General features: G+C 72.8%; 30 protein-coding genes. 12 read left to right on the top strand and 18 right to left on the bottom strand.

The features are described 5' to 3' along the window. Nucleotides 1–32: 32 nt before the first annotated feature. Nucleotides 33–1019, bottom strand: a complete 987-nt coding sequence (locus ACQP2F_RS36410) for a diacylglycerol/lipid kinase family protein (protein ID WP_433295668.1) — start codon at nt 1017–1019, stop codon at nt 33–35. 6 nt (nt 1020–1025) lie between these two features. Between ACQP2F_RS36410 and ACQP2F_RS36415 the strand changes: the two genes are divergently transcribed. The 4 genes from ACQP2F_RS36415 (at nt 1026) to ACQP2F_RS36430 (ending at nt 3951) form a co-directional block, all read left to right on the top strand. Then, nucleotides 1026–1526, top strand: a complete 501-nt coding sequence (locus ACQP2F_RS36415; protein ID WP_433295670.1) for a DUF1990 family protein — start codon at nt 1026–1028, stop codon at nt 1524–1526. Next, nucleotides 1523–2299 (top strand): MBL fold metallo-hydrolase, encoded by a 777-nt coding sequence (locus ACQP2F_RS36420; protein WP_433295672.1) that lies wholly within the window; start codon nt 1523–1525, stop codon nt 2297–2299. Before ACQP2F_RS36415 ends, ACQP2F_RS36420 begins: the two co-directional genes overlap by 4 nt. Continuing rightward, nucleotides 2299–2889 (top strand): DedA family protein, encoded by a 591-nt coding sequence (locus ACQP2F_RS36425; RefSeq protein WP_433307737.1) that lies wholly within the window; start codon nt 2299–2301, stop codon nt 2887–2889. The genes ACQP2F_RS36420 and ACQP2F_RS36425 overlap by 1 nt, the downstream gene beginning before the upstream one ends. A 75-nt stretch (nt 2890–2964) precedes the next feature. Beyond that, the gene (locus ACQP2F_RS36430) at nt 2965–3951 is read left to right on the top strand and encodes a glycoside hydrolase family 6 protein (protein ID WP_433295674.1); all 987 of its coding nucleotides are present in this window, start codon (nt 2965–2967) and stop codon (nt 3949–3951) included. A gap of 93 nt (nt 3952–4044) precedes the next feature. Here the strand turns inward: ACQP2F_RS36430 and ACQP2F_RS36435 are convergent, their stop codons facing one another. Further along, complete coding sequence (locus ACQP2F_RS36435) at nt 4045–5007, bottom strand: helix-turn-helix transcriptional regulator (RefSeq protein WP_433295676.1); 963 nt, start codon at nt 5005–5007, stop codon at nt 4045–4047. A gap of 62 nt (nt 5008–5069) precedes the next feature. On the opposite strand from ACQP2F_RS36435, the gene ACQP2F_RS36440 reads away from it, so the two are divergent. Both ACQP2F_RS36440 and ACQP2F_RS36445 read left to right on the top strand, forming a co-directional pair. Further along, on the top strand, nt 5070–5606 hold the full coding sequence (locus ACQP2F_RS36440; protein WP_433295678.1) for a DinB family protein: 537 nt from the start codon (nt 5070–5072) through the stop codon (nt 5604–5606). Beyond that, nucleotides 5603–6064, top strand: a complete 462-nt coding sequence (locus ACQP2F_RS36445; protein WP_433295680.1) for a VOC family protein — start codon at nt 5603–5605, stop codon at nt 6062–6064. The genes ACQP2F_RS36440 and ACQP2F_RS36445 overlap by 4 nt, the downstream gene beginning before the upstream one ends. Here the strand turns inward: ACQP2F_RS36445 and ACQP2F_RS36450 are convergent. From ACQP2F_RS36450 to ACQP2F_RS36460, 3 genes are read right to left on the bottom strand one after another with little or no spacing between them, the layout of a single operon-like run. After that, on the bottom strand, nt 6061–6558 hold the full coding sequence (locus ACQP2F_RS36450) for an N-acetyltransferase family protein (RefSeq protein WP_433295682.1): 498 nt from the start codon (nt 6556–6558) through the stop codon (nt 6061–6063). The genes ACQP2F_RS36445 and ACQP2F_RS36450 overlap by 4 nt on opposite strands. 10 nt (nt 6559–6568) lie before the next feature. Then, the gene (locus ACQP2F_RS36455; RefSeq protein ID WP_433295684.1) at nt 6569–7450 is read right to left on the bottom strand and encodes a pyridoxal-phosphate dependent enzyme; all 882 of its coding nucleotides are present in this window, start codon (nt 7448–7450) and stop codon (nt 6569–6571) included. Continuing rightward, entirely contained in the window at nt 7450–8334 is an 885-nt protein-coding gene (locus tag ACQP2F_RS36460; protein ID WP_433295686.1) for a serine hydrolase, read from the bottom strand. The genes ACQP2F_RS36455 and ACQP2F_RS36460 overlap by 1 nt, the downstream gene beginning before the upstream one ends. A gap of 202 nt (nt 8335–8536) precedes the next feature. Between ACQP2F_RS36460 and ACQP2F_RS36465 the strand changes: the two genes are divergently transcribed. After that, a complete protein-coding gene (locus ACQP2F_RS36465; RefSeq protein WP_433295687.1) occupies nt 8537–9409 on the top strand; it encodes a hypothetical protein in 873 nt (290 codons plus the stop codon). A 374-nt stretch (nt 9410–9783) separates the two neighbouring features. On the opposite strand, the gene ACQP2F_RS36470 is transcribed toward ACQP2F_RS36465, so the two are convergent. From ACQP2F_RS36470 to ACQP2F_RS36500, 7 genes are all read right to left on the bottom strand, one after another. Beyond that, the gene (locus ACQP2F_RS36470) at nt 9784–10815 is read right to left on the bottom strand and encodes a S1 family peptidase (protein ID WP_433295689.1); all 1032 of its coding nucleotides are present in this window, start codon (nt 10813–10815) and stop codon (nt 9784–9786) included. A 175-nt stretch (nt 10816–10990) separates the two neighbouring features. Continuing rightward, a complete protein-coding gene (locus ACQP2F_RS36475; RefSeq protein WP_433295691.1) occupies nt 10991–12268 on the bottom strand; it encodes an FAD/NAD(P)-binding protein in 1278 nt (425 codons plus the stop codon). Beyond that, entirely contained in the window at nt 12269–12775 is a 507-nt protein-coding gene (locus tag ACQP2F_RS36480) for a winged helix-turn-helix domain-containing protein (RefSeq protein ID WP_433295693.1), read from the bottom strand. Between the two features lie 43 nt (nt 12776–12818). Beyond that, nucleotides 12819–13241 carry a cupin domain-containing protein gene (locus ACQP2F_RS36485; RefSeq protein WP_433295695.1) on the bottom strand — a complete coding sequence of 141 codons (423 nt, stop codon included), beginning with the start codon at nt 13239–13241 and terminating at the stop codon, nt 12819–12821. Then, nucleotides 13238–13927, bottom strand: a complete 690-nt coding sequence (locus ACQP2F_RS36490; protein WP_433295697.1) for an ABC transporter ATP-binding protein — start codon at nt 13925–13927, stop codon at nt 13238–13240. Before ACQP2F_RS36490 ends, ACQP2F_RS36485 begins: the two co-directional genes overlap by 4 nt. After that, entirely contained in the window at nt 13924–14886 is a 963-nt protein-coding gene (locus ACQP2F_RS36495) for an ABC transporter substrate-binding protein (protein ID WP_433295699.1), read from the bottom strand. The genes ACQP2F_RS36490 and ACQP2F_RS36495 overlap by 4 nt, the downstream gene beginning before the upstream one ends. Further along, nucleotides 14883–15719, bottom strand: coding sequence for an ABC transporter permease subunit (locus ACQP2F_RS36500; protein ID WP_433295701.1), 837 nt, complete (start codon nt 15717–15719; stop codon nt 14883–14885). Before ACQP2F_RS36500 ends, ACQP2F_RS36495 begins: the two co-directional genes overlap by 4 nt. A 156-nt stretch (nt 15720–15875) precedes the next feature. On the opposite strand from ACQP2F_RS36500, the gene ACQP2F_RS36505 reads away from it, so the two are divergent. The 4 genes from ACQP2F_RS36505 to ACQP2F_RS36520 are packed head-to-tail and all read left to right on the top strand — an operon-like array spanning nt 15876 to nt 19038. Next, nucleotides 15876–16958 (top strand): LLM class flavin-dependent oxidoreductase, encoded by a 1083-nt coding sequence (locus tag ACQP2F_RS36505; protein WP_433295703.1) that lies wholly within the window; start codon nt 15876–15878, stop codon nt 16956–16958. Nucleotides 16959–16966: 8 nt separating this feature from the next. Further along, entirely contained in the window at nt 16967–17467 is a 501-nt protein-coding gene (locus tag ACQP2F_RS36510; protein ID WP_433295705.1) for a flavin reductase family protein, read from the top strand. Further along, on the top strand, nt 17468–18535 hold the full coding sequence (locus ACQP2F_RS36515) for an LLM class flavin-dependent oxidoreductase (protein ID WP_433295707.1): 1068 nt from the start codon (nt 17468–17470) through the stop codon (nt 18533–18535). After that, the gene (locus ACQP2F_RS36520; protein ID WP_433295709.1) at nt 18532–19038 is read left to right on the top strand and encodes an NADPH-dependent FMN reductase; all 507 of its coding nucleotides are present in this window, start codon (nt 18532–18534) and stop codon (nt 19036–19038) included. Before ACQP2F_RS36515 ends, ACQP2F_RS36520 begins: the two co-directional genes overlap by 4 nt. Before the next feature lie 96 nt (nt 19039–19134). Here the strand turns inward: ACQP2F_RS36520 and ACQP2F_RS36525 are convergent, their stop codons facing one another. Continuing rightward, the gene (locus ACQP2F_RS36525; RefSeq protein ID WP_433295711.1) at nt 19135–20763 is read right to left on the bottom strand and encodes a S8 family serine peptidase; all 1629 of its coding nucleotides are present in this window, start codon (nt 20761–20763) and stop codon (nt 19135–19137) included. A 28-nt stretch (nt 20764–20791) separates the two neighbouring features. Further along, nucleotides 20792–21856 (bottom strand): epoxide hydrolase family protein, encoded by a 1065-nt coding sequence (locus ACQP2F_RS36530; RefSeq protein ID WP_433295713.1) that lies wholly within the window; start codon nt 21854–21856, stop codon nt 20792–20794. A gap of 83 nt (nt 21857–21939) precedes the next feature. Here ACQP2F_RS36530 and ACQP2F_RS36535 point away from each other — a divergent pair, with 83 nt between their 5' ends. Further along, nucleotides 21940–22062, top strand: coding sequence for a ribosomal protein bL36 (locus tag ACQP2F_RS36535; RefSeq protein WP_203382437.1), 123 nt, complete (start codon nt 21940–21942; stop codon nt 22060–22062). Nucleotides 22063–22165: 103 nt separating this feature from the next. Here ACQP2F_RS36535 and ACQP2F_RS36540 read toward each other — a convergent pair whose 3' ends face one another. The 4 genes from ACQP2F_RS36540 to ACQP2F_RS36555 are packed head-to-tail and all read right to left on the bottom strand — an operon-like array spanning nt 22166 to nt 25357. Further along, nucleotides 22166–22792 carry a response regulator transcription factor gene (locus ACQP2F_RS36540; RefSeq protein WP_433295716.1) on the bottom strand — a complete coding sequence of 209 codons (627 nt, stop codon included), beginning with the start codon at nt 22790–22792 and terminating at the stop codon, nt 22166–22168. Then, nucleotides 22789–24042, bottom strand: coding sequence for a sensor histidine kinase (locus ACQP2F_RS36545; RefSeq protein WP_433295718.1), 1254 nt, complete (start codon nt 24040–24042; stop codon nt 22789–22791). The genes ACQP2F_RS36540 and ACQP2F_RS36545 overlap by 4 nt, the downstream gene beginning before the upstream one ends. Before the next feature lie 5 nt (nt 24043–24047). Then, nucleotides 24048–24461 carry an ABA4-like family protein gene (locus tag ACQP2F_RS36550; RefSeq protein WP_433295720.1) on the bottom strand — a complete coding sequence of 138 codons (414 nt, stop codon included), beginning with the start codon at nt 24459–24461 and terminating at the stop codon, nt 24048–24050. Beyond that, the gene (locus ACQP2F_RS36555; protein WP_433295722.1) at nt 24458–25357 is read right to left on the bottom strand and encodes a hypothetical protein; all 900 of its coding nucleotides are present in this window, start codon (nt 25355–25357) and stop codon (nt 24458–24460) included. The genes ACQP2F_RS36550 and ACQP2F_RS36555 overlap by 4 nt, the downstream gene beginning before the upstream one ends. Between the last annotated feature and the right edge of the window lie 80 nt (nt 25358–25437).

Here is a 25437-nt window from a genome sequence, read left to right on the forward strand (position 1 = left end):
GTCCCGCGTCTCGGGGACGGGCTCGGTCGAGCTCACGACTTCGCGCGGTCGGCCGCGGCCTTCGCGTCGTACGCCAGATCGGGATCGCCGTCCGGAAGCGGCACGCAGAGCAGCAGCGCCCGGGGTTTGATCGAGATCTTCAGCGCCCGGCCGGGCTCGATGAGGTCGCCGTCGAGCTGGCGCGGCTGGGTGCTGCGCGCGTAGATCTCCACGCGCGAGGCGGTGTACGTCTCCATCAGCGGGACCCGCTCGCGACGCCGGACCACCGCCCACGCCAGGCTCGCCCAGTGACCGAGGTTGTTGGGGCTGAGGATGGCCACGTCGAGCTTGCCGTCGGCCGGGTCGGCCTTGCTGAGCAGCCGCACCCCGCCCTGCAGCCGGCCCACGTTGCCGACGATCACCGTGCGCGGCCGGCGGGGCATCGGCGCGCCGCCGTCGAGCACGATCCGGGCGCGCATCGGCCGGTCCCGCAGGTGCTTGACCGCGCCGCCGACGTACGCGATCCAGCCGAGCCGCTTCTTCGCCTTCTCCGACGTGCCGGCCAGCATCTGCGCGTCGAAGCCCATGCCGGCCATGACCGCGAAGCAGCGGTCGCCGGCCACGCCCACGTCGATCCGGCGGCGGCCGCCCTCGATCGCCACCTGCACGCCGGTCGCCGGCTCGCCGGCCAGCCCGAGGTTGGCCGCGAGCAGGTTGCCGGTGCCGGCCGGGAGCACGGCCATCGCCACGTCGGTGCCGGCCAGCGCGGTCACCACCGCCATCACCGTGCCGTCGCCGCCGCACGCGAAGACCAGCTCGGCGCCGTCCTTGATCGCCTGCCCGGCCTGACCCCGGCCGGGGTCCTCGGGCGTCGTCTCGTACCACTTGGGCTTGGGCCAGCCGGCGTCGGCCAGCGCCCGCTCGACGGCGGGGCGCAGGTCGTCGGGGGCCTTGGCCGGGTTGATCACGACCGCGCTGCGGGGACCAGTCACGCCGTCAGTGTGCCCGAGGAGTGAGCAGGGGGCGAGCCGGGGAATCATGAAAGAGTGAGTGACTTGACGTACACGCCCGTCGGTGGCACCGCGACCGGGCTGCGGCCGCCCGGTTTCCGGCATCTGCACTACCGCACGCCGCTCGGCTCCGGCGCCGAGCTGCACAAGCAAGCCGGGGAGGCGGTGCTGACGTTCCGCATGCACCGCGCGATGGGCGCCCGCGTCGTCGCCTCGGCGCGCGCGGCCTCACCCGGCGTCCGGCTGCGCGTCGGCGCCGGCCCGCTGATGGTTCCGTGCGAGGTGGTCTGGTCCCTCGAGAGCGAGAACAAGACCGGTTGGGGGTACGGGACTCTGCCCGGTCACCAGGCGTCGGGCGAGGAGGCCTTCGTGGTCGAACGCGACGAGCGGGACCGGGTCTGGTTCAGCGTCGTGGCGTACAGCCGGCCGGCCCGCCTGCCGATGAAGCTCGCCGGGCCGTTCGCCGTTCTCGCCCAGGAGACGTACGCGCGTCTGCTCGGCCGGGCGCTCAAACGCATCTGTACCGTGAACGCGTGAGCACGACGTCCGTCACCTGGTGGGGGCACAGCACCGTGTGGCTCGCCGACTCGGGCGTCACGCTGCTGACCGATCCCGTGCTCACCGACCGCGTCGCCCACCTGCGGCGGATGGCCGGGCCGACACCGGTGCTCCCCGGCGCGCCCGGCGCGATCCTGCTGTCGCACCTGCACGCCGACCACTTCCATCTGGCCTCGCTCCGCCTCGTGCCGGGCGAGCCCATGCTGGTCGTCCCGCGCGGCGCGGCCGCGTTCGTGGCCAAGACGCTCGGCCCGGCGTACGGGGCCCGTTGCGTCGAGCTCGCCCCCGGCGACGACACCACGATCGGCGCCGTCCGGGTCCGGGCCGTCCCGGCCGCCCACGACGGCGGCCGCGGCCCGTGGTCCCGGGAGCGCGCGCTGGCGATCGGCTTCGTGATCGAGGGCGCCTCCCGCACCTGGTTCGCCGGCGACACCGGCCTGTTCGACGAGATGTCCGGGATCGGGCCGCTCGACCTCGCGCTGATCCCGGTCGGCGGCTGGGGTCCCACCCTCGGCTCGCATCACCACCTCGACGCCGCCGACGCGGCCGAGGCGGTGCGCCGGGCGAAGGCCGCCCAGGCGGTGCCGGTGCACTACGGCTCGCTCTGGCCGATCGGGATGGGCCGGCTGCGTACGCACATGTTCCGCGAGCCCGGCCCGCGGTTCGCCGAGCTGGCCGCGCGGATCGTCCCCGACACCCGGGTGACGGTGCTGGCACAGGGCGAGTCGCTGACCGTGGAGCGCGCCCGGTGATGTCCTACCTGGGCGCGCTGGCCTGGCTGTTCGCCGTGGTCGCGTTCGGCGCCATCATCCCGGTCGTGCCGACCGGGGCCGCGGTCAGCGGCGCGGCCACCCTCGCGTTCCACGAGCACCACCCGCTGACGATCGTGCTGGTGATCGCGTTCGGCGCGGCCGGGGCCTACGCCGGCGACCTGGTCATGTACGGGATGTGCCGGCTCGGCGGCGAGCAGCTGGCCCGCCGCCTGCGCTGGCTGCGCGACGAGGAGCACCTGGCCTCGGTCAAGCACCGCCTGGAGAAGTCGCAGGTCCCGGTGCTGCTGGTCTCCCGCCTGATCCCCGGCGGCCGGGTGCCGGTGCTGCTCGCGGCCGCGTTCGTCGGCCTTTCCTGGCGTACGTTCGTGGTCGCCAACCTGCCGGCCTGCGCCCTGTGGTCGAGCGTCTACGCCGGCATCGGCGTCGCCGGCGGCTCGATCTTCCCCCGCCCGTGGGAGGGCGTGGTCGCCGCCGTGATCCTCATCCTGGTCGTCAACCAGCTCATCTCGTTCATCACCAAGCGCCGCGAGGCCCGGGCCGCGGCCGCGGGATCCCCGTCCGAGGCCTGATTCGGCATCTCCTCAGGTTCGCCGCCGTTCGGCATCTCCTCAGGTTTGCCGCCGCCCGGCCGACGATTGACCGCTGTGCGGCGTATCGCGACCGGTGCCCTGATGACGGCGGCCGCCGTCGTGTTCTCGCTCGCCCTCGTACCGACCGCCGCCGCCGACTCCGCGCCCGCGGTCCCGGCGCCGGCCGGTGGCGACCCGCTGAGCCGGACCCACGGGCTCTTCGCCGACCCCGGCCTGCCGGCCGCCCGCTGGGTCGCCGCCCATCCCGCCGACCCGCGGGCGGCCGCCATCCGGACCGCCGTCAGCAGCCGGCCGATGGCGCACTGGTTCACCGGCACCAGCGACGCCGACGTGGGCCTGGCGGTGGCGAACTACACCCGCTCGGCGGAGGCCGCCGGCCGGCTGCCGGTCCTGGTCGCCTACAACCTGCCCGGCCGCGACGCGTGCGGCGCCGAGTCGGCGGGCGGCGCGGCCGGACCGTCGGCCTACCGGCAGTGGATCGCCGCGTTCGCGGCCGGGATCCACGACCGGCCCGCGATCGTCATCCTCGAACCGGACGCGCTCGGCGACTTCGGCTGCATGAGCAGGGCCCAGATCGACGACCGGCTCGCCCTGCTCAACGCCGCCACCCGGACGCTGGCCGGGTACGCGCCGAACACGTGGACCTACCTCGACGCCGGGCACGCCGACTGGACCGGCCCGGCGACGATGGCCGGCCGGCTGCGGGCGGCCGGCATCGCCCAGGTCCGCGGCTTCGCCGTGAACGTCTCCAACTACATCGGCACGACCGAGTCCCGGCGGTACGCGGCGCGGCTGCGGGCCGCCCTGCACCGGCCGGCGGCCTACGTCATCGACACCGGGCGCAACGGCAACGGCGGCAACGGGCAGTGGTGCAATCCCGGCGGCCGCCGGCTGGGCCGGATCTCGACGGCCGATCCGGCCGCGCTCGAGCTGTGGATCGCCAACCCCGGCAACTCCGACGGCCGGTGCGGCGTCGCGCCGGCGGTCCCGGCCGGCGTCTTCGACCCTGCGCTCGCCCAGCGCCTGATCGGGGGCGGGTGACGCTCTACTGTTCCCCACCCCGTAACGGGTGGGGGTCAGTAGAGCGTCCGGGTACGACAAGAAAACGGAGTTGTCCACAGGGCGGAGCGGCGGCTAGGCAAGCGCGGAGCCGGCCGCGCGCAGGCGGGCGGCCAGCACCTGGCAGCGCTCGCGCAGCTCCGGCGGGTTGACCGCCTCGAAGTCGTGGCCGAGCAGGGCCATGTGCAGCAGGACGAAATCGAGGCTGGCCGCGCCGCTGAGCACCTCGCAGCTGTCGGCGTCGCGCTCGCGGACGAGGGCGGCGGAGGCCGGGATCTGCTCGCGGACGGTGGCGGCCGGCGCGTGCACCACGAAGCGGGCCTGGTGGCGGTAGACCCGGCTGGCCACGCTCTCCTGCACGTAGGTGGCGGCGTCGGGGGCCTCCCGGGGGCGGAAGCGCGCGGTGCGCGCGGCCACGCCGGACATGCGGTCGACGCGAAAGGTGCGCCAATCGGTGCGATCGAGGTCGTACGCCAGCAGGTACCACCGCCGATCGGAGGCGACCAGCCGGTAGGGCTCCACCCGCCGCTCGTTGACCGTGCCGCTCGAGGGATAGCCGAACGCGGCCTCGACCTGGTCCCGGCAGGCCCGGGCCAGGGTCATGAGCACCGCCGGATCGACCAGCGGGCGGCCGCCGTCGCCGAACGACTCGACCGAGCCGGCGAGCGCTCGCACCTCGTGCCGCAGCCGCGCCGGCAGCACCCGGTCGAGCTTGGTCAGGGCCCGCAACGCGGCGTCGCCGGCCCCGGCCACCGCGCCGCCCGCGCCCGCCAGCAGGGCGACGGCGGTGGCGATCGCCTCCTCGTCGTCGAGCACCAGGGGCGGCAGGTCCTGCCCGGCGCCGAGCTGGTAGCCGCCGCCGACACCCTGGCTCGCGTGCACCGGATAGCCCAGCGCGCGCAGCCGGTCGACGTCCCGCCGCACCGTCCGCGCGGTGACCCCGAGGCGCTCGGCCAGCTCCGGCCCGGTGCACACCCGCCGGCGCTGGAGCAGCCCCAGCAGGGCCAGCACCCGCTCGGTCGTGCCCCGGTCGGTCATGCCGGCCACTCTGCCAGAGATAGCGGACCGAAGCTGTCCGCTATGCGTGCGAGGGTGGACCCATGCCCGAACCGGACTGGAACGAAACGCTGCTCGAGCAGTGGGAATGGCACTGGGACCAGCAGATCCGCGCGCGGCTCGACGGCCTCACCGACGACGAGTACTTCTGGTCGCCGGTGCCGGACGCCTGGACCCTGCGACCGCGCGGCGACGGGACGCTGATGGCCGACTTCTCCTTCCCACAGCCGGTGCCCGCGCCCTTCACCACGATCGCCTGGCGGCTCGCCCACGTGATAGTCGGCGTCCTCGCCATGCGGAACGCCGCGCACTTCGGGGCGGCTCCCGCCTCGTACGACCGCTGGGTCTATGCCGCAAGCGCCGCCGAGGCGATGGCGCAGCTGGAAGAGCAACTCGGCACCTGGGTCGCGGGGGTGCGCGGCCTCGGCGAGGATGGCCTGCGCGTGCCGGTGGGCGACAAGGAGCCCTTCCCGGAGGCGCCGATGGCGGCGCTGGTCCTGCACATCCACCGCGAGCTGATCCACCACCTGTCCGAGGTCTGCCTGCTGCGCGACCTCTACCTGCGAAAGGAAATCCGATGAGCCGGGTAATCCAGGTCACCTTCGACACCCACGACCCCCAGGCGCTGTCCCTGTTCTGGCGGGACGCCCTCGGCTACGTGCACCCCGGGCCGCCCGGGGTCGAGCTCGCGCCCGGCGCCGACCCGCTCGCGGCGTGGGACGAGTTCCTCGACCGCATCGACTTCCCCAAGGAGGACCGCAACAACCAGTCGGCGCTGGAGGATCCGGACGGCACCGGGCCGCGCCTGTTCTTCCAGCGGGTGCCCGAGGACAAGGTCGTCAAGAACCGGCTGCACCTGGACGTGCGCGCCGCGCCCGGCCTGCAGGGCGACGAGCGGATGGCGGCGCTGGAGGCCGAGTGCGAGCGGCTGGTCGCCCTCGGCGCCAAGCGGCTGCGCCGCGACGAGCCGGCCCCGCCGCTGAGCCTCGGCTTCATCGTGATGGCCGACCCCGAGGGGAACGAGTTCTGCCTGGACTAACTCGGGTGCGGGAACTCGTGGTACATCACGTGCAGCCCGACGCGGCCCTCGGTGGGGTGCTCGAAGGCGCGCGGAACGGTCCCGACGATCCGGAAGCCGTGCCGCCGGTAGAGGTCGACCGCCGTCAGGTTGGTCTCCACCACCGCGTTGAACTGCATGCCGGCGTACCCACGGCGGCGGGCCCAGCCGAGCGCATAGCGGCAGAGGGCGGTGCCCACGCCGCCGCCGCGCGCATCGGCGGCGACCATGAAGCTCGCCGTCGAGACGTGTGCGCCCGGCCCCGGCCGGTTGGGCCCCATCTTCGCCGTGCCGAGCACCCGCCGGCCGTCGACCGCCACCACGGTCAGCCCCGGCGGCTGCTCGACCCACATCGCGTACGCCTGCTCCTCGGTCATCCCCGGGTCGTAGACGAAGGTCTCCGCCGCCCGCACCACATCGCGGATGATCATCCACACCTGTGGCCAGTCATCCGAGTCCAGCTCCCGAACGTCCATCCGCCGGACGTTAGCCGATGCCGCGAAATTCGTGCGCCGTCGCGAAGAGCCCCGGCAACCCGCCGCTGTGCAGGAACACCACCCGGCCGCCGGGCCGGGCCGCGGCCAGCCCCGCCAGCGCCCGCCCGGTGTAGATCGGATCAAGGAAGAGGCCCTCGGTGCGGGCCGCCAGCCGCAACGCGGCGCGCACCGGCTCGGTCACGCTCGCGTAGCCGGCGCCGATCTGCCCGCGGTCGACGGTCAGCACACCCGCGCCCTCGGGCAGCAGCGCCCGCACGGCCTCCTCGCCCGAGGGCGTGGCCCCGGTGTCGACGCCCAGGACCCGCTCGGCGCCGAGGCCCGCGACCAGGCCGGCCATCGTCCCGCCCGAGCCGACGGCCACCACCACGCGGTCGAACTCGGCCTGGCCGGCAAGCTCGCGGCCGCACTCGGCGTAGGCGGCCATCGACGTACGGGATGAGCCCCCGAACGGAATCCGGAACGCGCCCGCCCGCCGCGCCGCCTCCTCGGCCGCGACCTCGCCGGTGGGTCGCTCCCCGGCCCAGACGATCTCGGCGCCGGCCAGCCGGTCGAGCAGGAGGTTGCCGGTGTCCCGCTCGTCCGGCTCGCCGGCCAGCACGAGCACACATCCCAGCCCGAGCCGGGCCGCCACCGCCGCCGTCGCCCGCGCATGGTTGGACTGCGGCGCGCCGGTCGTGACCAGCGTCGTCGCGCCCGCTGCCAGCGCCTCCGCGGCGGAGTAGCGCAGCTTGCGGGCCTTATTGCCGCCCCCGCCGAGCCCGATCAGATCGTCCCGCTTGATCCACAGCTGCGCGAGGCCGAGCTCGGCGGCCAGGCGTGGCGCCTCCTCGAGCGGCGTCGGGAACGTGCCCAGCGGCAGCGGGGTGACCATCAGTACTTCAGGTACTGCCGGGTGAGCTTCGCCGTCTTCTGCACCACCGCGATGCCGTCCGACATCGTCGCGTGGCCGTGCGACAGCACCGCGATCGAGACGTCGGTGTCGTCGTCGGTGATGCGGCCGACCGAGTTGATGATCCAGCGGTTGTTCTCGGTCGAGCGCGGCAGCCAGCCGTTCTTGACGGTGAACTTCTCGCCGGTGCGGGCTGCCGCCGGGACGCCCCAGTCCTGGGCCTCGTCGACCGTGTTCATCAGCGTGAACGCCAGCTCGCGCGAGTCCTCGTCGAGCGGGCCCTTGGTGTCGACCAGCTCGGAGAGCAGCTTCACCTGGTCGTCGACGGTGGTGCGGGTCAGGCCCCACGCGCTGCTGACCGTCGTACGGGTCAGGCCGAGTCGTTTGTTGCAGGCGCTGACGGCGGGCGCCTTGCCGAGCTTCGAGAACAGCGAGGTGGTCGCGTCGTTGTCGCTGAGCCGGATCATCCGCTTGGCCAGCGCCAGCTCGGTCGAGGTCAGGTCGCGGTCCTTGTCCTGTGCGGTCAGCAGCAGGCAGGCCAGCACCTGCACCTTGACGACGCTCGCCGTCTCGTACTTCTCGGTGCCGCGGAACGAGTACTTCTGCCCGGTCTTCCGGTTGAGCACCGCCACCGAGAACTCGGGCACCGTGGCCGCGTACTTCTTCAGCGCCGCGTCCAGCGCCGTGGTTCGCTTGGCCCGTTCCCGGGCGGCCAGCTCCTCCGGGCTCGGCCCGGTCGGCGTCGGCGACGCCTTCTTCGGCTCGGTCTGGAACGCCCCGGCGAACACGCTGCCGCTCGCGCTGTCACCGTGGGTCATGCCCGCGCCGACCAGACCGGCACCACCGAGGATCCCCACAGCCGCCACCGCCAAGATCCAAGTTCGAGTACGCACTGAGCCATATTGCCGTCCCCAGGCAAATGATGCCCGCCCCCACCGCCGGTACATACGAAGTTGACAGAGACTTTCGACCTACCGGAAAGCTTCCCTCACGGCGAGTGATCACCGGGGCAAGTGATCATGGCCGCCAGCGATCGCCGGGCGTGCCGGCCGGGCGCATGATGAGAGCATGCGTTTCCCCCTGGTGTCACCGGCCGCCGTCGTCGATCTCACCCGCGCCACGATCGGGCAGATCGTGGAGAGAGCGGCGGCCGCGGCCACCCTGCCGGTGCGAATGCTCGGCCTGCTCGGGCAGACCGAGCTGCTGGTCAGCCGGATCACCATGCTGGCGGACGAGGCCGAGGCGCTGATCCGCCGGGTCAACCTCGTCGTCGACGACGCCGAACGGACGGCCGCCGACGCGCGGGCGCTCACCAGGGCGGCGAGCGGCATCACCGAGGCGGCCTCGGTGGTCGTCGGCCAGGCCGGGGGCATCACCGAGGCGGCGTCCGTGGTCGTCGGCGAGGCCGGCGGCATCACCGAGGCGGCGTCGGTGGTCGTCGGCCAGGCGACCGGCATCACCGAAGCGGCGTCCGTGGTCGTCGGCCAGGCCGGCGGCATCACCGAGGCGGCGTCCGGGGTGGTCAGCCAGGCGTCGGCGCTCACCGGCGCGGCCGACCGGGTGATCGCCCGGGTGACGGTGGTCAGCGACGATGCGACCGCGGTGGTCCGGCAGGCGGAGACGGCGGCGGCCGACGCGGCCGATCTCCTCGACCGGTACGCGGACACGCTGCGCAAGGGTGCGCCGCTGGCCGCCCGCTTCGTCGCCGAGCTGTCCCCGGACGAGGTGACCGCCGCGATCCGCCTCGTCGACACCCTGCCCCAGCTGCGCGACCACTTGATCAACGACGTGATGCCGCTGCTCGGCAAGCTCGACCAGGTCGGACCGGACCTGCACAAGCTGCTGGAGGTGACCGAGGACCTGCACCTGGCCATCGCCGGCATCCCGGGCCTGCGCATGCTCCGCCGCCGGGGCGAGGAGAAGGAGGCCGAGGGCCGCTGATCCGCCGCGTAGTCGCCGGTCGACCCGGCTCGCGGACGGCGGCGCTGGGCGGGCTCGCTACCGGGTGGCCGACCTGCCCGGCTCGACGCGCCCGGTCCACGAGCTGCTGGTGCGAGACCCGGACGAGATAGTCGCGACCGCCGCCGGCCGGTGGCTGTCGGGTTCTTGGCCACCCTCGTTCGATTTCGGAGAACTGAAATGGTGCGGCGCCTGTGGATTACCTGCGGAAATTGTCGTAGGCGGGGCCGTAGAGTCGCCCCACCCAGTGACGGGGTGGGGCGACTTAGCGGCGACGCACGGGACGACGCACTGGCCACTTCGACGACGCAGGGCCTACAGGCGACAGACCTGCGCAACCCGATGAGCTACGTCGATCAGTACACCGCCACGCCGTAGACGCTCAGCGGCTCGACGACCGGCTGGAAGTACGTCACGCCGCCGCTCGAGCAGTTGCCGCTGCCGCCGGAGGTCAGGCCCAGGGCCGTCGTGCCGGAGTAGAGGCTGCCGCCCGAGTCGCCGGGCTCGGCGCAGACCGTGGTGCGGATCAGACCGGAGACCGAGCCCTCGGCGTAGTTCACCGTGCTGTTCAGGGCGGTCACGCGGCCGGAGTGGATGCCGGTGGTGGAGCCGCGGCGGTAGACCGTCGAGTTCACGGCCGGGGTGCCGGCCGAGGTGATGTCCTGGGAGCCGACGGCGCCCGGGTGGGTGATCGACGTGTTGGTGTATCGGACGATGCCGTAGTCGTTGCCCGGGAAGCTGGTGCCGGCGCGGGTGCCGATCGTGGTCGAGCCGTTGGTCCAGGTCGAGCCGATGTTCGTGCAGTGACCGGCGGTCAGGAAGTAGTAGGTCGAGCCGCTGCGCACGTTGAAGCCGAGGGAGCACCGGCCGCCGCCCGTGTAGATGGCGTCACCACCGGAGATCCTGGTGGTCAGCGTGCCGGGGGTCGCCTCCAGGCGGGCCTTGTCGCCGTACTGGGCGACCAGGGCCTTCACCGCGTCCAGCTTCGCGCCGGTAACGGTGCTGTCGTACGAGACCACGATCTGGTTCGTGATCGGGTCGACGCCGAAGGCGGTGCCCGGCGTCTTCAGGCTCGACTTCAGGCCCGAGTCGACGGCGGCCAGCTCGGTGCCGGTGTGGGCCACGAACCGGGCCGTCGCGCCGGCCGCGGTGACCGAGCGGGCGGTCGCGGCGTCGGTGACGTTGACGACCACCTTGCCCGAGGCGTCGACGTAGGAGCCGGCCGTCTGCGAGCCGAACTGCGAGTCGATCTTCGAGGCGAGGGCGGAGGGTGCGAATGAGGCGTCGCCGGCGGGGGCGGCCGACGCGGGTGACGCGACGAGCGCGGAGCCGACGAGCATGCACGCGGCCAGGCCGACGATCGGTCGGCGCAGCTTCCGAGTGAGCACTTGGTCCTCCCAGGGGGGTGGGTGGTACGCCGGTGGCGTACCTGCCTCCGCAGTATCGAGAGTTCTCAATATGCACACAAGACAGGGCGATTGTTTCGACGAAGCCCATCAATCCAGCCTTGACCAGCGAAAACAGCCCCGTCATATCGCCGGATTATGACTGAACCGGGATGAATTATTTACGACGGTCGATCAACGCAAGAGCCTGAGAGCGGATCTCCGGTACGGCGGTGGTCTCCCAGCGGGCGCCGCGGCGCAGCGGCCCGATCAGCCAGAGATCGTCCCGCACCCGGCCACCGGCGCCGACCAGCCGGCCACGGGCGTCGATGTCGAGCCCGAGTCCGTGCGGGCCGACCCGGGCGTGACCGTCGTCGAGCAGGCTGCGCGCGAACGAGCCGGCGGCGCCGGGCAGGCGGCCGGGCCCGGCGCAGTTGACCACCGCGCCGAACCACTGCACGCCGGCCTCGAGCTCGACCAGCAGGCCGCCGGCCGGGGGCGCGATCATCGACCGTACGCCGCCGGCCCGCACCTCGAGGCGGCCCTCCTCGCGCAGGGCCGCGATGCGCGAGCCCACCGACGGCGCCATCCGGTGCCGGTGGCACTCCCACGGCCGCGCCAGATGCCGCAGAAACGCCTCCTGCTCCTTTGTCGTCAAATTTCGCCACAAACGGTCGAGGTTCGGCCGCAGCCCGTCGACGACGGTGCGCCAGTCCCCGGCCCGCTCGGCCTCGGTACGCACGTGCCGGACGAGGTCGCGCAGCGTGTGCGGCCGGTCGAGGTCGAGGGTGGCCGGCGGCCGGGCCTCGGCGGCGTGCGTGAGCGGCAGCTGACCACGACGGCTGACGGCGGTGATCGGGGCGTCGCGATTGCCGTCGACGGTCAGTGTGAGGGCCACGTCCACGGCGGTGAGCCCGGCGCCGATCAGCAGAACCGGCACGTCCGACGGGATGGCGTCGAGCACGCTGGGCTGCCACGGGTCGGCGATGTAGTCGGGATGGTCGGGCCGGCCCGCCGGTTGCGCGGCCGCCGGGTTGCCGGTCGCCACTACCACTTCATCCGCACGGACTTCGCCCGATTTTTCGGTATAAATTCCGCGGGGGCCCAACCGGGTCGCCCGATCGCGCACCACCTCCAGACGATCCCCGTGGTCCGCGGCCGCGGACGCGAAGACCGACCGCAGATACGAGCCGTACTCGACCCGCGACCGGAACTCCTCCGGCCGGCATCCCGCCCACCGGGCGAAGTGCCCGGGGTCGGCGGCGTCCGCGCTCATCGCGCCGGCCCGGGAGTTCAGCAGGTGCCAGGGGCGGGCCGACCCGTAGGCCAGCCCACCCCCCGGCTCCCCCGGCTCGATCACGATCACCCGATCGTCGCTACATCGCAGCAGCTCCCGGGTGGCCAGCACGCCGGCGGCGCCGCCACCCACCACCGCGACCGTCCGCCGCCGTGCCATTCAGCCCTCCGTCACCGTCACGGCCGCCTCGTCGGCCAGCCGATACCCGAGTCCGTACACCGTGGTGACCACCTCGGGGTCGTCGAGCTTCGTGCGCAGCCGGCTCACGTGCACGTCGACCGTCCGGTTGGTGGTGTGCGTGTGCCCCCATACCTGAGCGAGCAGCTGGCTGCGGCTGAAGACCTGGCGCGGGTGCCGGGCCAGGAACAGCAGCAGGTCGTACTCGAGCCGGCTGAGGTCGAGCCGCTCCCCGTCGCGCAGGGCGGTCCGCGCCCGCGGGTCGAGCCGGATGCCCTGCTGCTCGGGCGCGGCCGGCGCGGTCTCGACCGCGGTGACCGTGCCACCGGCCACGGCGACCAGCTCACGCAGGGCGGCGAGGACGCGGTCGCGGCCGGGAGCCGCGCCCGGGGAGACGCTGATGGTCACGGTCACCGGTGCTTCGGCCGGCAGGTCGGGTACGGGTCGCAGGTGCACGCGGCGCGGGTGAGCGACGGCTAGTGCGGACATGGCTCCTCCTCGTGGATGGGCCGAACAATACATCTCCCATCTGTTAGATGGGATTATCGACACGCAGAGACGGCAGGTTCACCACGATGGCCTCCTGCGTGGTCCGTGCGATCACGACCACGGCCTCGTTCTCCGGGTCGGGGTTCTCCTCGCGATGCGGCACCCACGGCGGCACGAAGACGTAGTCGCCGGGCTTGGTCTCCAGCCGCTTCTCGGCGCCCGATTCCTCGTCATAGAACACGAAGACCGGATTTCCCCGTACGACGTAGATGGCCGTCTCGGATTCGCCGTGGTGATGGTTGTCGCTGGCCGTCGAGGCCGAGACGTGGGTCTCCCCCATCCACAGGGCCTCGCTGCCGACGGTCTTGCCGCTGATCGCCTCGACCCGGGTCATGCCCGAGGTCTGCGCCGTCTCCCCGGACAACCCGGTCGGCACGATGTGGTGCAGTTGCGGGTGAAACGTCATTCGGTGACTCCCAACTCGCCCAGCAGGGTGCCGCGCAGCCCGGCGAACGACGCCGAGCCCCGCTCACGGGCGCCGGCCGGCACCTCGTGCACGGCCGCTATCCGGCCGTCCCGCATGGTAAGCACCCGGTCGGCGAGCAGGATGGCCTCGTCGACGTCGTGCGTGACCAGCAGAACGGCGGGCCGGTGCCGGCGGGTGAGGTCGCGGACCAGTCCGTGCATCCGGATCCGGGTGAGGGCGTCCAGGGCCGCGAACGGCTCGTCGAGCAGCAGCAGCTCCGGTTCCCGGACCAGCGCCCGGGCCAGGGCGACCCGCTGGGCCTCGCCGCCGGAGAGGGTGACCGGCCACGCGTCGGCGTGATCGGCGAGACCGACCTCCTCCAGCGCCGACTGGGCCTTGGCCCGGGCGGTCGCCCGCGGCAGCCCGATCGCCACGTTGCGCCAGACCCGCCACCAGGGCAGCAGCCGGTGCTCCTGGAAGACCACGGTGCGCCGCTCGGGCACCGCGAGCCGGCCGCCGTCGACCGGGTCGAGCCCGGCCAGCGCCCGCAGCAGCGTCGTCTTGCCGCAACCGCTCTTGCCGAGCAGGGCCACGAACTCGCCGCGCTCGATCACGAGATCCAGCCCGTCGAGGACGACGCGGTCGCCGTACCGCCGCGTGATCTTCTCGAGGAGGACGGTGGTCACAGCTTCACCGCGTGATCGGCAATATTGATCTTTCCGCTGAGCACCTTGTGGTCGGTCAGCCAGTCGGCGCCGGCCTGCAGCTGCGCGATGCCCTCGTCGTTGATCAGGCTCCAGGTCACCTGGACGTTCTGCTTGACCAGCTTGTCCACCACCGCCTGCGGGTACTTCGAGACCGCGTTGCCGATCTTCTGGGCGTCGGCCGGGTTCGCGTTGGCCCAGTCCTGCTCGGCCTTGTAGGCGGCGATCACCTTGCGGATGGTGTCGGCCTCCTTCTTGGCGTAGTCCTCGCGTACGAGATAGCTGGAGAAGTCGATCTGCTTGTCCAGCTCCTCGCCGTCGGTGAAGATCCGCTTGGCGTTGTACTGGACCTCGGCCAGCTCCAGCGGGCCCGACCAGATGGACCAGGCGTCGACCTTGCCGCTGCCGAAGGCGGGCGCGGCGTCCGGCGGGTTCAGGTAGGTGAAGGTGACCGAGTCGCGCGGCACGCCGTACTTCTCCAGCGCCGCCACCAGCAGGAACTCGCCGAGCCCGGCCTTGTTGACGGCCACGTTCTTGCCGGCCAGGTCCTTCACCGAGTTGATGCCGCTCTCCGGCCGCACGATGATCGAGCTGGTCCGCGGCTTGGACGACGCCCAGGCGACGTAGACCAGCTTGTTGCCGGAGAGCAGCGCCTGGTCGGCCGGGGTCGAGCTGCCGCCGAAGCTGAAGTCGGCGGTGTTGGTGGCCACGGCCTGCAGGGTCGGCGCGTGGTTCGGGAACGGGCCCACCCACTCGACGTCGATGCCCTGGTCGTTGAGGGTCTTCTCGAAGACGCCCCGGGACTTGGGAACGGAGATCGCACCGTAGGTGAGACGGACCTTCTTGCGGCCACTCGCGCTGGCGGCGGCGTCGTTGCCGCAGGCCGCAAGGAAGGGCAGGGCGAGGGAGGCGCCGAGCAGCTTGCGACGGGACAGACTCACTTTTTATCTCCTCGATAATTGGGGTGCCAGGCCAGGAGCCGGCGTTCGAGACCTCGTGCGATGAGGTCGGTGGACAGGCCGATCAGCGCGTAGAGCACGATGACCAGCACGATCACGTCGGTCTGCAGGAACTCGCGGGCGTTGGTCGCCATGAAGCCGATGCCGGCCGGGGCGCCCACGGTCTCGGCGATCACCAGCGCGAGCCAGGCGTTGGTCAGCGCGAGCCGGACGCCGAGCAGGATCGACGGCAGCGCGCCCGGAATGACCACGGCGCGGATCAGGTCGAGCCGGCCGAGCCCGGCGACCCGGCCCATCTCCAGCAGCTTCGGGTCGACCTGCCGGATGCCGAGCACCGTGTTCAGGTAGATCGGGAAGCTCGTACCCAGCGCGACCAGGAAGTAGCGGCCGCTCTCGCCGACGCCGAACCAGACCATGACCAGCGGCAGGATCGCCAGGAACGGGATCGCGCGGATGATCTGGATGTTGCGGTCGATCAGCGACTCGGCCAGCCGCGAGAAGCCGGTCAGCACGCCGAGCACGAGGCCGGCCGAGCCGCCGATGGCGAGGCCGATCGCGGCCCGCTTGAGGCTCTCCCACAGGTGCCGCGGCAGCTCGCCGGTCTCGGTCAGATGCCACGCGGTCGTGCCGACCGAGCTCGGCGCGGGCAGCACGTTGGACGCGATCAGGCCGGCACGAGAAGCCAGCTCCCAGGCGATGAGCAGCAGGATCGGCACGACCCAGGAGATCGTCCGATAGGGCAGGGAACGCCTCTTGCGCGGCGTCGCACCGGTCTGGTCGGCGACAGCGGGGCCGGCGATCGCGGTAGTGGACATGGCCGCAACTCTGACTGCCCTATCTCCCGCATGTCAACCATACTCCCTAGGTTTACTAGGATATGGGACGGCCATTGACTCGGGCCGGTTTCGCGACGGATCGTGATTCACGGTTGTCCTCTTTCCCAATAAGTGGACAACGGAAAGGAACCAGGCATGACTGTCGAGTTCGTCGGCATGATCGGCACCCGCGACGTCTCCGAGACCCGGCCACCGGCGGGGCCGCCGGTCGACCCGGCCTATGTGCGGCGCTTCGCCCGGGCGCACGAGGACGGCGGCTTCGACCGCATCCTCATCGCGTACGGGTCGTCGACGCCGGACGCCACCCAGGTCGCGGCGTACGCGGCCGCCCAGACCGAGCGGATCGGCCTGCTGATCGCGCACCGGCCCGGCTTCGTCTTCCCGACCCTGGCCGCGCGCACGTTCGCCACGCTCGACCAGTTCTCCGGCGGCCGGGTGGCGGTGCACACGATCACCGGCGGCTCCGACGCCGAGCAGCGCCGCGACGGCGACTACCTGGGCAAGGACGACCGGTACGAGCGGACCGGCGAGTACCTGGGCATCCTGCGCCGGGCCTGGTCGTCGCCCGAGCCGTTCTCGCACGAGGGCCGCTTCTACAAGTTCGAGGACTTCTCGGCCGGCGTCCAGCCCGCCCATCGCATCCCGCTCTACTTCGGCGGGTCGTCGCCGGCCGCCTACCGGGTCGGCGGGGCGCACGCCGACACCTTCGCGCTGTGGGGCGAGCCGCTGGCCGAGACCGCCGAGCAGATCGCCTCGGTCCAGGCGGCGGCGGCCGCGGCCGGGCGCGGACCGCTCGGCATCAGCGTCTCGTTCCGCCCGATCCTGGCCGCCACCGACGATCTGGCCTGGGAACGGGCGGCCGGCATCCTCGCCCGGATCAAGTCGAACGGGCCGTTCCAGGGCGTGCTCGGCGGCCGGAACCCGGAGAACGTGGGCTCCCAGCGGCTGCTGGCCGCGGCGGCCAAGCAGGACCGGCACGACCGCGCACTCTGGACGGCCACGGCGGCGGCCAGCGGCGCGCAGGGCAACTCGACCGCGCTCGTCGGCTCGCCCGAGACCGTCGCCCGGGCCCTGCTCGACTACGTCGACCTCGGCGTCACCACGATCCTCATCCGCGGCTACGACCCGGTCGACGACGCCGTCGACTACGGCCGGCACCTGATCCCGCTCGTCCGGCAGGAGCTGCGCCACCGCGCCCTCGCCGGCGTCGCCCGCTAGGAGGGCCCGTGACCGTGACCTCGATCGTGGACGCCGATCTGTTCCGGGCGCTGCTGCGCCGCCACGCCGCCGCCGTGGTGGTCATCACGGCGCCCGGAGAGCCACCGGCCGGCTTCACCGCCACGTCGTTCACCTCCGTCTCGCTGGATCCGCCGCTCGTCTCGTTCTGCCTCGCGCACAGCGCCTCGGCCTGGCCCGCGGTGGCCTCCGCCGACCTGGTCGCCGTGCACGTACTCACCCAGGAGCAGGAGCACGTGGCCCGCACGTTCGCCACCCGGGGCATCGACCGGTTCGCCGCGCACGGCGCCTGGCGTCCGGGCCCGGGCGGGGTGCCGCTGCTCGACGGCGTGCTCGCCCGGATCGTCTGCCGGATCGAGCGCCGGGTCGAGGCCGGCGACCACACGATCGTGCTGGCTTCGCCCGAGGAGGGCGTGCACCACGAGGACCTCACCGCCGCGCCGCTGGTCTACCACGACGGGCACTACGCCCACCTGCGGAGGGCCGCCTAGATGCCGTTCCACTGGTTCCTGCCGACCGCCGGCGACAGCCGCGACATCGTCAGCGGCGGGCAGGCCCGGCTCACCGCCGACACCTCCCGGCCGCCCGAGCTCGGCTACCTCGCGCTGGTCGCCCGGGCCGCCGAGCGGGCCGGGTTCGAGGCGGTGCTCACCCCGACCGGCACGTTCTGCGAGGACGCCTGGCTCACCACCGCCGCGCTGATCGGCGAGACGTCCCGGCTGAAGTTCCTGGTCGCCTTCCGGCCGGGGCTGCTCTCCCCCACGCTCGCGGCCCAGATGGCCGCCACCTACCAGCGGATCTCCGGCGGCCGGCTGGCGCTCAACGTGGTCACCGGCGGCGAGGCGGACGAGCAGCGGCGCTTCGGCGATCACCTGCCGCACGACCAGCGGTACCAGCGGACGGCCGAGTTCCTCCAGGTGGTGCGGGGAGCCTGGTCGGGTACGCCGTACACGTACCGGGGCGAGTTCTTCGACGTGGAGAGCGCGACCGTCCGCGCCGCGCCCGACCCGGTCCCGCCGATCTTCTTCGGCGGCTCCTCGGCCGCCGCCCTGCCGGTCGCCGCGCACCACGCCGACACCTATCTGACCTGGGGCGAGCCGCCGGCGGCGGTGGCGGCCAAACTGGATGCCGTGCGCACTCTCGCCAAAGAAGCCGGGCGGCAGCTCACGTACGGCATCCGCCTGCACGTGATCGCGCGGGACACCGCCGACGAGGCGTGGCGGGTGGCCCGCGGCCTGCTCGACCGGGTGCCGGCGGCCGAGATCGAGGCGGCCCGGGCCCGTTTCGCCCGCACCGAGTCCGAGGGCCAGCGCCGGATGGCCGAGCTGAGCGCCGGCGACTCCCTCGAGGTGTCGCCCAACCTGTGGGCCGGCTTCGGCGTCGTCCGGCCCGGCGCCGGCACCGCCCTGGTCGGCAGCCACGCCGAGGTCGCGGCCCGGATCGCCGAGTACCGCGCGATCGGCATCGACCACTTCATCCTCTCCGGCCAGCCGCACCTCGAAGAGGCGCTGAACGTCGGCGAGAACGTCCTGCCACTTCTCACTTCAGGAGAGTCATGAGCCGCATCGTCGTCGTGTCCGGCAACCCGCGCCCGGGGTCGCGCACGTCCACCCTGGCCGTCGCCGTCGGCGAGGCCGTCGCGGCCCGCACCGGCGGGCTCCCGCCGACCGTGATCGAGGTCGGCGAGCTCGGGCCGGGCCTGCTCACCCCCGGCGACGAGGCGACCGCGGCCGCGGTGAGCCTGCTGCGCGAGGCCGAGGTCCTGGTCGTGGCCACCCCCACCTACAAGGGCAGCTACACCGGCGTGCTCAAGGTGCTGCTCGACCAGCTCCCGGCCCAGGCGCTGGCCGGCAAGCGGGCGGTGCCGGTGGTGACCGCCGGGGTGGCGCCGCAGGCCGGGGCGGCCGAGGCCCTGCTGCGCCAGCTGCTGACCGAGCTCGGCGCCGACGTCGCGCCGGGCCTGCCGGTGGTCGAGGCCGACCTGCCGGAGACGAAGGAGATCGCCGAACGGTACGCCGAGCGGTACGCCGGGACGGCACACAGCGGTCACTCAGGACGATGACAGTGAATTGACATCGGCCCGGTCTATTCTGGGCACGACTCGGCCCCGCCCGACGGTCCCCGTGCCCCCGGGTCGTCGAGCGGGGCCGATCATGCGTTACGCGACGGTCAGGGTGAGCGTCGCCGCCTTCTTCATGGCCCAGCCGTCGGTGAAGGTGACCGTGAAGGTCGCCGTGCCCGCCGCGGCCGGCACGCCGGTGATCGCGCCGTTCGAGGCCAGCGTCAGCCCGGCCGGCAGCGCGCCCCCGGTGAGCGCCCAGGTGCCGACCCGGTCCGCGGCCAGCTGCGTCGAGTAGTCGGCGCCCGCGGTCGCCGCCGGCGGCGTCGTGGTCCTGATCACCGGGACGGTCTTGCGGACCGTGACCGTGACGACCTTGGTCACCGTGTTCGGCACGTAGTCGACGAAGCGGACCTTGACCGCGGCCGTGCCCGGCGCGACCGGCGTGCCCGAGATGACGCCGTTCGCGGCCAGCTTGAGGCCGCGCGGCAGGGCGCCGGTGATGAGGCTCCAGGTGCCGCGGCGGCTCGTCGAGAGCGCCATCGTGCCCTGGTACGCCGCGCCGGCCGTCACCGTGATGGCCGACGTCTTGATCATCGGGGCCTTGGCCGGCGCCGGGACGAACAGCAGCCGGTTCGGTGAGCCCTTGGGGTCGGTCACCTTGCCGGTGGTGGCGTGCGCGACCAGGTAGTTGCGGACCTGGGCCGGCGTGTATCCGGGCGCGGCGTCGAGCACGAGCGCGGCCGCGCCGGCCACGTGCGGGGAGGCCATCGAGGTCCCGCTGTAGATCGCGGTCGCGGTGTCGCTGTTCGCCACCGAGGAGCGGATGCCGACGCCGGGCGCGAACAGGTCGAGCACGCTGCCGTAGTTCGAGAAATACGCGCGACGGTCGCGGGCGTCGGTCGCGCCGACGGTGATCGCCGCGGGCAGGCCGGCCGGGCTCTCGTTGCCGGCGTTGACGCTCTCGTTGCCGGCCGCCACCACGTAGGTGACACCCGAGTTGATCGACTTCTGCACGGCCGCCTCGAGCGACGCGCTGTACGAGCCGCCGAGGCTCATGTTGGCGACGGCCGGCTTCACGGCGTGCGCGGTGACCCAGTTGACGCCCTCGATCACGCCGGAAAGGGTGCCCTCGCCGTCGCAGTCGAGCACCCGGACGGCGACCATCCGCACCTTCTTGGCCACGCCGTAGTGCGCGCCGCCGATGGTGCCGGCCACGTGGGTGCCGTGCCCGTTGCAGTCGGCCGCGGTCGCGTCGCCGTCGACGAAGTCGTAGCCGTAGGTGGCCCGGCCGGCGAACTCGCTGTGCGTGATCCGGATGCCGGTGTCGATCACGTACGCACGGACCGAGCTGCCGTCGTCCATCGGCGTGTAGGTCTTCGACAGCTTGGCCGTCCGCTGGTCGATGCGGTCGAGTCCCCAGGCCGGGTTCTTCTGGGTCGACTCGATGTGCATGACGCGGTCCTGCTCGACGAACCGCACGTCCGGGTTCGCCGCGAGCTTGCGAGCCTGCTCGGCGGTCATCGTGGCGCTGTACGACGTCGAGCCCACCTCCTGCGCCGACATCCCGGCCCGCGGAGCCTTCAACGTGACGATGTACCGGCCCGGGATCGCGCCCGGAAGGCCGGCGCCGATGACGGTCCCCGTCGCCGCCTGGGCGGGAACGGCGGTACCGGCGGCGGCGATCGCCGCCGCGGTGAGCAGGGTGCCGAAGGCTCGCATTCGCATGGCGCCCCCGATCGGCCGCCACCGGGCCCTACTTGAGGTTCCCGAAGAAGTCGATCACATCGTCGGCCAGCAGCCCGGGCGTCTGGTGCGCCGCGAAGTGCCCGGAAACGTCATATTTGTTCCAGCGGACGAGGCGCGAGTGCAGCCCCGGGACCCGCCGGCGAACCGGCCGGTAATCGTCGCGGAACTGAGCCGCACCCAACGGCACGGTGGTCGGCCCGTCCGGCTTGTCCATCAGCGCGAACTCCCGGTACAGCCGCATCGAGGACCCGGCCGTCCCGGTCAGCCAGTGGATCGAGACGTTGTCCAGCACGTAGCCGGCGTCGACGCCCTCCCGGTAGATCTGGCAGTGCCAGCCGAGCAGCCCGGCCGGCGAGTCGGTCAGCGCGTAGGCGAGCGTCTGCGGCTGCTGGGCCTGCACCCGCTGGTACGCGCTCATGGTCGCCTCGAACCAGGCGAGGTCGTCGAGCGCCGCCCGCTCCTCCGGGGTCGGGTCCTCGATCGGCCCGTCGTGGTCGGTCCAGAGCTGCGTCACGTGCACGCCCGTCACCCGTTCCGGCGCCACCCGGCCGACCTCGGGCGAGATCGTCGAGCCCCAGTCGTTACCGGCCGCCCCGAACCGCTCGTACCCCAGCCGCCCCATCAGCTCCACCCAGGCGCGGGCGATCCGGGTGGTGTTCCAGCCGCGCTCGGCGGTCGGCCCCGAGAAGCCGAAGCCCGGCAGCGACGGCACGACCAGGTGGAAGTGCCGGGACAGCGGCTCGATCACGTCGAGGAACTCGGCGACCGTGCCCGGCCAGCCGTGCGTGAGGATCAGCGGCAGGGCGTCCGCCCGGTCCGACCGGACGTGCAGAAAGTGGATCGGCTGGCCGTCGATGACGGTGCGGAACTGGGGGTACGCGTTGAGCCGCGCCTCGGTGCGCCGCCAGTCGTAACCGTGCCGCCACCGCTCGGCCAGCTCCCGCACGTACCGGCCGGGAACGCCGTAGTCCCAGCCCGCGCCGGGGATCTCGTCCGGCCACCGGGTGCGGTCCAACCGGTCGTACAGGTCGTCGAGATCGCGCTGCGGAACGTCGATGCGAAAGGTCTCCATGCATCCATGACGAACGGCGGGCGGCGATCCGGACCGGAAATATGCGAGGACCGGCCGGCGTTCCGGTGCGCGGGAGGTTCACCATGAAGGTTCGTAACTCGCTCCGCTCGCTGAAGAGCAAGCCCGGCTCCGTCGTCACCCGCCGTCGCGGGCGGCAGGTCGTGATCAACCGGAAGAACCCGCGCTGGAACGGCCGGCAGGGCTGACACGCCGCGGAGATCACCGGTGAAACCCGGATGACGCGATAACCTGTGACAGCAGCAAAGGCCGGAGACCCGCCGCCACGGATCTCCGGCCTTTCTCTGTGCGCTATCGCCCATGCGCGAGCAGCGCCAGCCGTACGCGATTAGGGCTGCCGGTCTTGGTCATCAGCGCCGTGATGTGCGTCTTCACCGTGGTCACGCCGATGTGCAGCCGATCCCCGATCTCGGCATTGGACAGTCCCTCCCCGACCAGCGCGAGCACCGCCTGCTCGCGCGAGGTCAGTCCGGCGACCGGCGGGGCGGCATCGGTCCGGCTCGACAGCGCCCGATCGACCAGCCGGCGCAACACGTCCTGGCTGAACGGGCTGTCCCCGGCCGCGGCCCGCCGGATGCCGTCCAGCAGCTCGGCCGGCGGGGCGTCCTTGAGCAGGAACCCGCACGCCCCCGCGGTCAGCGCCGGATAGAGATGGTCGTCGTCGCCGAACGTGGTCAGCACCAGCACCCGGGTGGCCGGCCGGCTCGCCAGGATGCGGCTGGTGGCGCTGATCCCGTCGACGCCCGGCATCCGCAGGTCCATCACCACCACGTCGGGCGTGAGCCGCTCGGCCAGCTCGATCGCCTCCCGGCCGTTGCCGCCCTCGCCGACCACCTCGAGATCGGGCTCGGCGTCGCAGAGCATCCGCAGCCCGGCCCGGATCAGCTGCTGGTCATCGACGAGCACGACGCGGATCACGCGAGCGCCTTGGGCAGCGTCGTGCGCACCCGCCAGCCGGCGCCCGACGGGCCCGCGCTCAACCGGCCGCCGAGCACCTCGACCCGCTCGCGCATGCCGATCAGACCGTGGCCCGTGCCGCGGCCGGCGCCCGGTCCTGCGGAAGCCCGGTCGCTCGGTCCTCCGGAAGCCCGGTCGCTACCGGCGCCCGGTCCTCCGGACGGCACGGAGAACCCGGGCCCCGGCGGCGCCGATGACGACGCGCCCACCGGGCCGTCGTCGGCGACCTCCCAGCTCACGGCGTCGCCCTCGACGGCCACGCGCAGCCGGGCCCGGGCGGTCGGCCCGGCATGCTTGGCCACGTTGGTCAGCGCCTCCTGGGTCAGGCGGAGCACGGCCAGGCCGCGTACCGCGTCGAGCCCGCCGACCGCCTCGTCGATGTCGGCCTCCACGGTCAGCCCGGTGCGCCGGGCGGTGTCGACGGCCGCGCCGAGCGCCGCAGGCAGCGAGCCGGGCTCGATCGCGGTGATCGCCGCGTCGCCGCTCACCCCGTCCGGGTCGCGCAGCACCTCGACCAGCTTGCGCAGGTCGGTGAGCGCGGTGGTGCCGGTCGCGTGCAAGTCGTCGAGGACGGCGGCCAGTCGCGGGTCGAGGTCGGGCACCACGTGCCGGGCGACGCCGACCCGCAGCACCATCGACGCCACGTGATGGGCGACCACGTCGTGCAGCTCGCGGGCGATCGCCCCGCGCTCGTCGGCCCGGGCCGCCCGGCTCTCCGACTGCGCCCGCAGCTCGGCCTGGCGACCCAGCTCGCGGGTGGTGCGAATGACCAGCCCGAGCAGCAACGGCAGGCCGACCGGGAGCACCAGCACACCGAAGAGCTCGCCGCGCATGTCGGAGGCGCCGATGACGTCGAACGCCAGGTACACCGCCAGGACCGCGCCGGCGCACAGCCAGATCGTGCGGGTGCGCGCCGCCCACACCGCCACCTCGGCCAGCGCCCAGCTCGACCCGACCTGGTTGATCGTCGGGTCGTCGAGCACGCACAGGGCCACCGCGAGCAGCGCCAGCTGGATCATCAGGTTGACCACCGGCCAGCGGCAGAACGCGACGATGGCCACGAACGCGGCGACCGCGAGCACCCACTGGGCAGCGGTCGGGTGGCGGCCGTGGTCACCGCCGAAGACCAGGTAGCTCAAGCCGCTCAGGTCGAGCAGCACCATGCGGACCCAGGCGTCCCGCCGGTCGAACAGCCGCCCCACCCACCCCATGCCGGTCAGCTTAGGGGCTCGCGGACGGCCAGGTAGACACCGAGACCGAGGGGACCGAACAGGATCGTCAGCAGCAGGATCGGCGCCAGCGCGAGGTGCCGGATCCCGCGCTCGCGCGCATCCAGCCAGATCCAGCGGCCCACGAACAGGTCGAAGGCGATCATGTGCGCCCAGGCGGCCGCCGCGCCGTCGGCGGTGCCGAGCAGGTCGCGGACACCGCCGAGGGACGGGCCGAGCACGACCGGAAGCAGGTCGGGCAGCGACGGAATCACCAGGATGGCGTAGATGAGCAGCACCGGGACGACGATGAGCGGGCTCCGGACGATCCGCTCGGTCCAGGTCCAGCCCGGCAGCAGGATCATCAGCGCCCAGAACGGCGCGGCCAGGGTGAACGTGAGGCTGAAGAGCGCGCCGGTCACTTCTTCAGCACCAGCGCGGTGGCGGTCGCGGTCGCGGCGGCGAGCGCCGCCCACGCGCCGAGGGTGAGGGCATCCGGGTGGAGCAGCGGTTGCGCTCGCAGGGCCTGCCAGGTCAGGAGCACCGTCAGTACGCCGTAGGCGCCACCCGCGACCAGCAGGAGCCGCGCCCGGCGGATGCCGTCCAGCGACGTGCGGCCGAGCAGGAACGCCAGCAGCGGCAGGGCCTGCAGCGCGTGCAGCCCGACGAAGTGCCCGATCCGCAGGTCGCCGCCGGTCGTGCTCCACCCGGTCAGCGGCAGGCCCGGGCCGCCGTCGGGCACGCCGACGCTGTGCGCTCCGGTGATGTCGTCGACGCCGGCCGGCGCCTGGCCCGGAAGCACCATCGGCACGGCGGCGAGCATGCCGAGAAGCGACAAACCCAGGCCGAGGCGGATGGCGTACGCGTTGGCCCGGTCCTTGATCTTCTGGCGCACCGCGACGATCGCGATCACCGCGTGGGCCAGGAAGAGCACCAGGATCGCCATGCCCATGGCCTGCCAGAGCGCCGCGTTCAACGGCGAGGTCTCGTTGTAGTGGCTGGTCGTGCCCCGCGCGGCCTGAAGGACGATGATCCCCACCTCCACGAAGGCGACGCCGACGATGGCGACCGCCGCCCACTCGCCGGCCCGGCTGCGGCGCGGCAGGATCGACAGCATCCAGGCGAGGGTAAGCCCGTAGACGGCGAACGAGACCGAGAACTTGAACGGCTTGAGCCAGGCCGGGGCCCCGGTGATCACCCGGTGGTCGGCGACGATGCCGACGGCGGTCACCAGGGCGAACACGGCCATTCCGGCGGTCAGCACCAGCAGCGGCCGGTGCCAGCGTGCGGCGGTGCGAAGAGCGGTCGCGGTAGTCATACCAGCAGCCTCGGCATCGAGCGCGGTCATTTCGTCCGCCCGCGGTCCGCACTCCCGGCCTGCGGTCCGAGCCCGCCTCC

It is taken from the genome of Actinoplanes sp. CA-030573, from assembly GCF_050951115.1.
In the GTDB taxonomy this organism is placed as follows: Bacteria; Actinomycetota; Actinomycetes; order Mycobacteriales; family Micromonosporaceae; genus Actinoplanes.

Bases quoted from the DNA above. Each gene is read 5' to 3' on its own strand.
- ACQP2F_RS36555 (WP_433295722.1), bottom strand. From the start codon at position 25,357: ATGACTACCGCGACCGCTCTTCGCACCGCCGCACGCTGGCACCGGCCG.
- ACQP2F_RS36455 (WP_433295684.1), bottom strand. From the start codon at position 7,450: ATGGTCACCCCGCTGCCGCTGGGCACGTTCCCGACGCCGCTCGAGGAG.
- ACQP2F_RS36485 (WP_433295695.1), bottom strand. From the start codon at position 13,241: ATGACGTTTCACCCGCAACTGCACCACATCGTGCCGACCGGGTTGTCC.
- ACQP2F_RS36515 (WP_433295707.1), top strand. From the start codon at position 17,468: ATGCCGTTCCACTGGTTCCTGCCGACCGCCGGCGACAGCCGCGACATC.
- ACQP2F_RS36410 (WP_433295668.1), bottom strand. From the start codon at position 1,019: ATGATTCCCCGGCTCGCCCCCTGCTCACTCCTCGGGCACACTGACGGC.
- ACQP2F_RS36545 (WP_433295718.1), bottom strand. From the start codon at position 24,042: ATGGGGTGGGTGGGGCGGCTGTTCGACCGGCGGGACGCCTGGGTCCGC.
- ACQP2F_RS36445 (WP_433295680.1), top strand. From the start codon at position 5,603: ATGAGCCGGGTAATCCAGGTCACCTTCGACACCCACGACCCCCAGGCG.
- ACQP2F_RS36480 (WP_433295693.1), bottom strand. From the start codon at position 12,775: ATGTCCGCACTAGCCGTCGCTCACCCGCGCCGCGTGCACCTGCGACCC.
- ACQP2F_RS36425 (WP_433307737.1), top strand. From the start codon at position 2,299: ATGTCCTACCTGGGCGCGCTGGCCTGGCTGTTCGCCGTGGTCGCGTTC.
- ACQP2F_RS36465 (WP_433295687.1), top strand. From the start codon at position 8,537: ATGCGTTTCCCCCTGGTGTCACCGGCCGCCGTCGTCGATCTCACCCGC.
- ACQP2F_RS36525 (WP_433295711.1), bottom strand. From the start codon at position 20,763: ATGCGAATGCGAGCCTTCGGCACCCTGCTCACCGCGGCGGCGATCGCC.
- ACQP2F_RS36450 (WP_433295682.1), bottom strand. From the start codon at position 6,558: ATGGACGTTCGGGAGCTGGACTCGGATGACTGGCCACAGGTGTGGATG.
- ACQP2F_RS36440 (WP_433295678.1), top strand. From the start codon at position 5,070: ATGCCCGAACCGGACTGGAACGAAACGCTGCTCGAGCAGTGGGAATGG.
- ACQP2F_RS36535 (WP_203382437.1), top strand. From the start codon at position 21,940: ATGAAGGTTCGTAACTCGCTCCGCTCGCTGAAGAGCAAGCCCGGCTCC.
- ACQP2F_RS36520 (WP_433295709.1), top strand. From the start codon at position 18,532: ATGAGCCGCATCGTCGTCGTGTCCGGCAACCCGCGCCCGGGGTCGCGC.
- ACQP2F_RS36500 (WP_433295701.1), bottom strand. From the start codon at position 15,719: ATGTCCACTACCGCGATCGCCGGCCCCGCTGTCGCCGACCAGACCGGT.
- ACQP2F_RS36435 (WP_433295676.1), bottom strand. From the start codon at position 5,007: ATGACCGACCGGGGCACGACCGAGCGGGTGCTGGCCCTGCTGGGGCTG.
- ACQP2F_RS36530 (WP_433295713.1), bottom strand. From the start codon at position 21,856: ATGGAGACCTTTCGCATCGACGTTCCGCAGCGCGATCTCGACGACCTG.
- ACQP2F_RS36475 (WP_433295691.1), bottom strand. From the start codon at position 12,268: ATGGCACGGCGGCGGACGGTCGCGGTGGTGGGTGGCGGCGCCGCCGGC.
- ACQP2F_RS36505 (WP_433295703.1), top strand. From the start codon at position 15,876: ATGACTGTCGAGTTCGTCGGCATGATCGGCACCCGCGACGTCTCCGAG.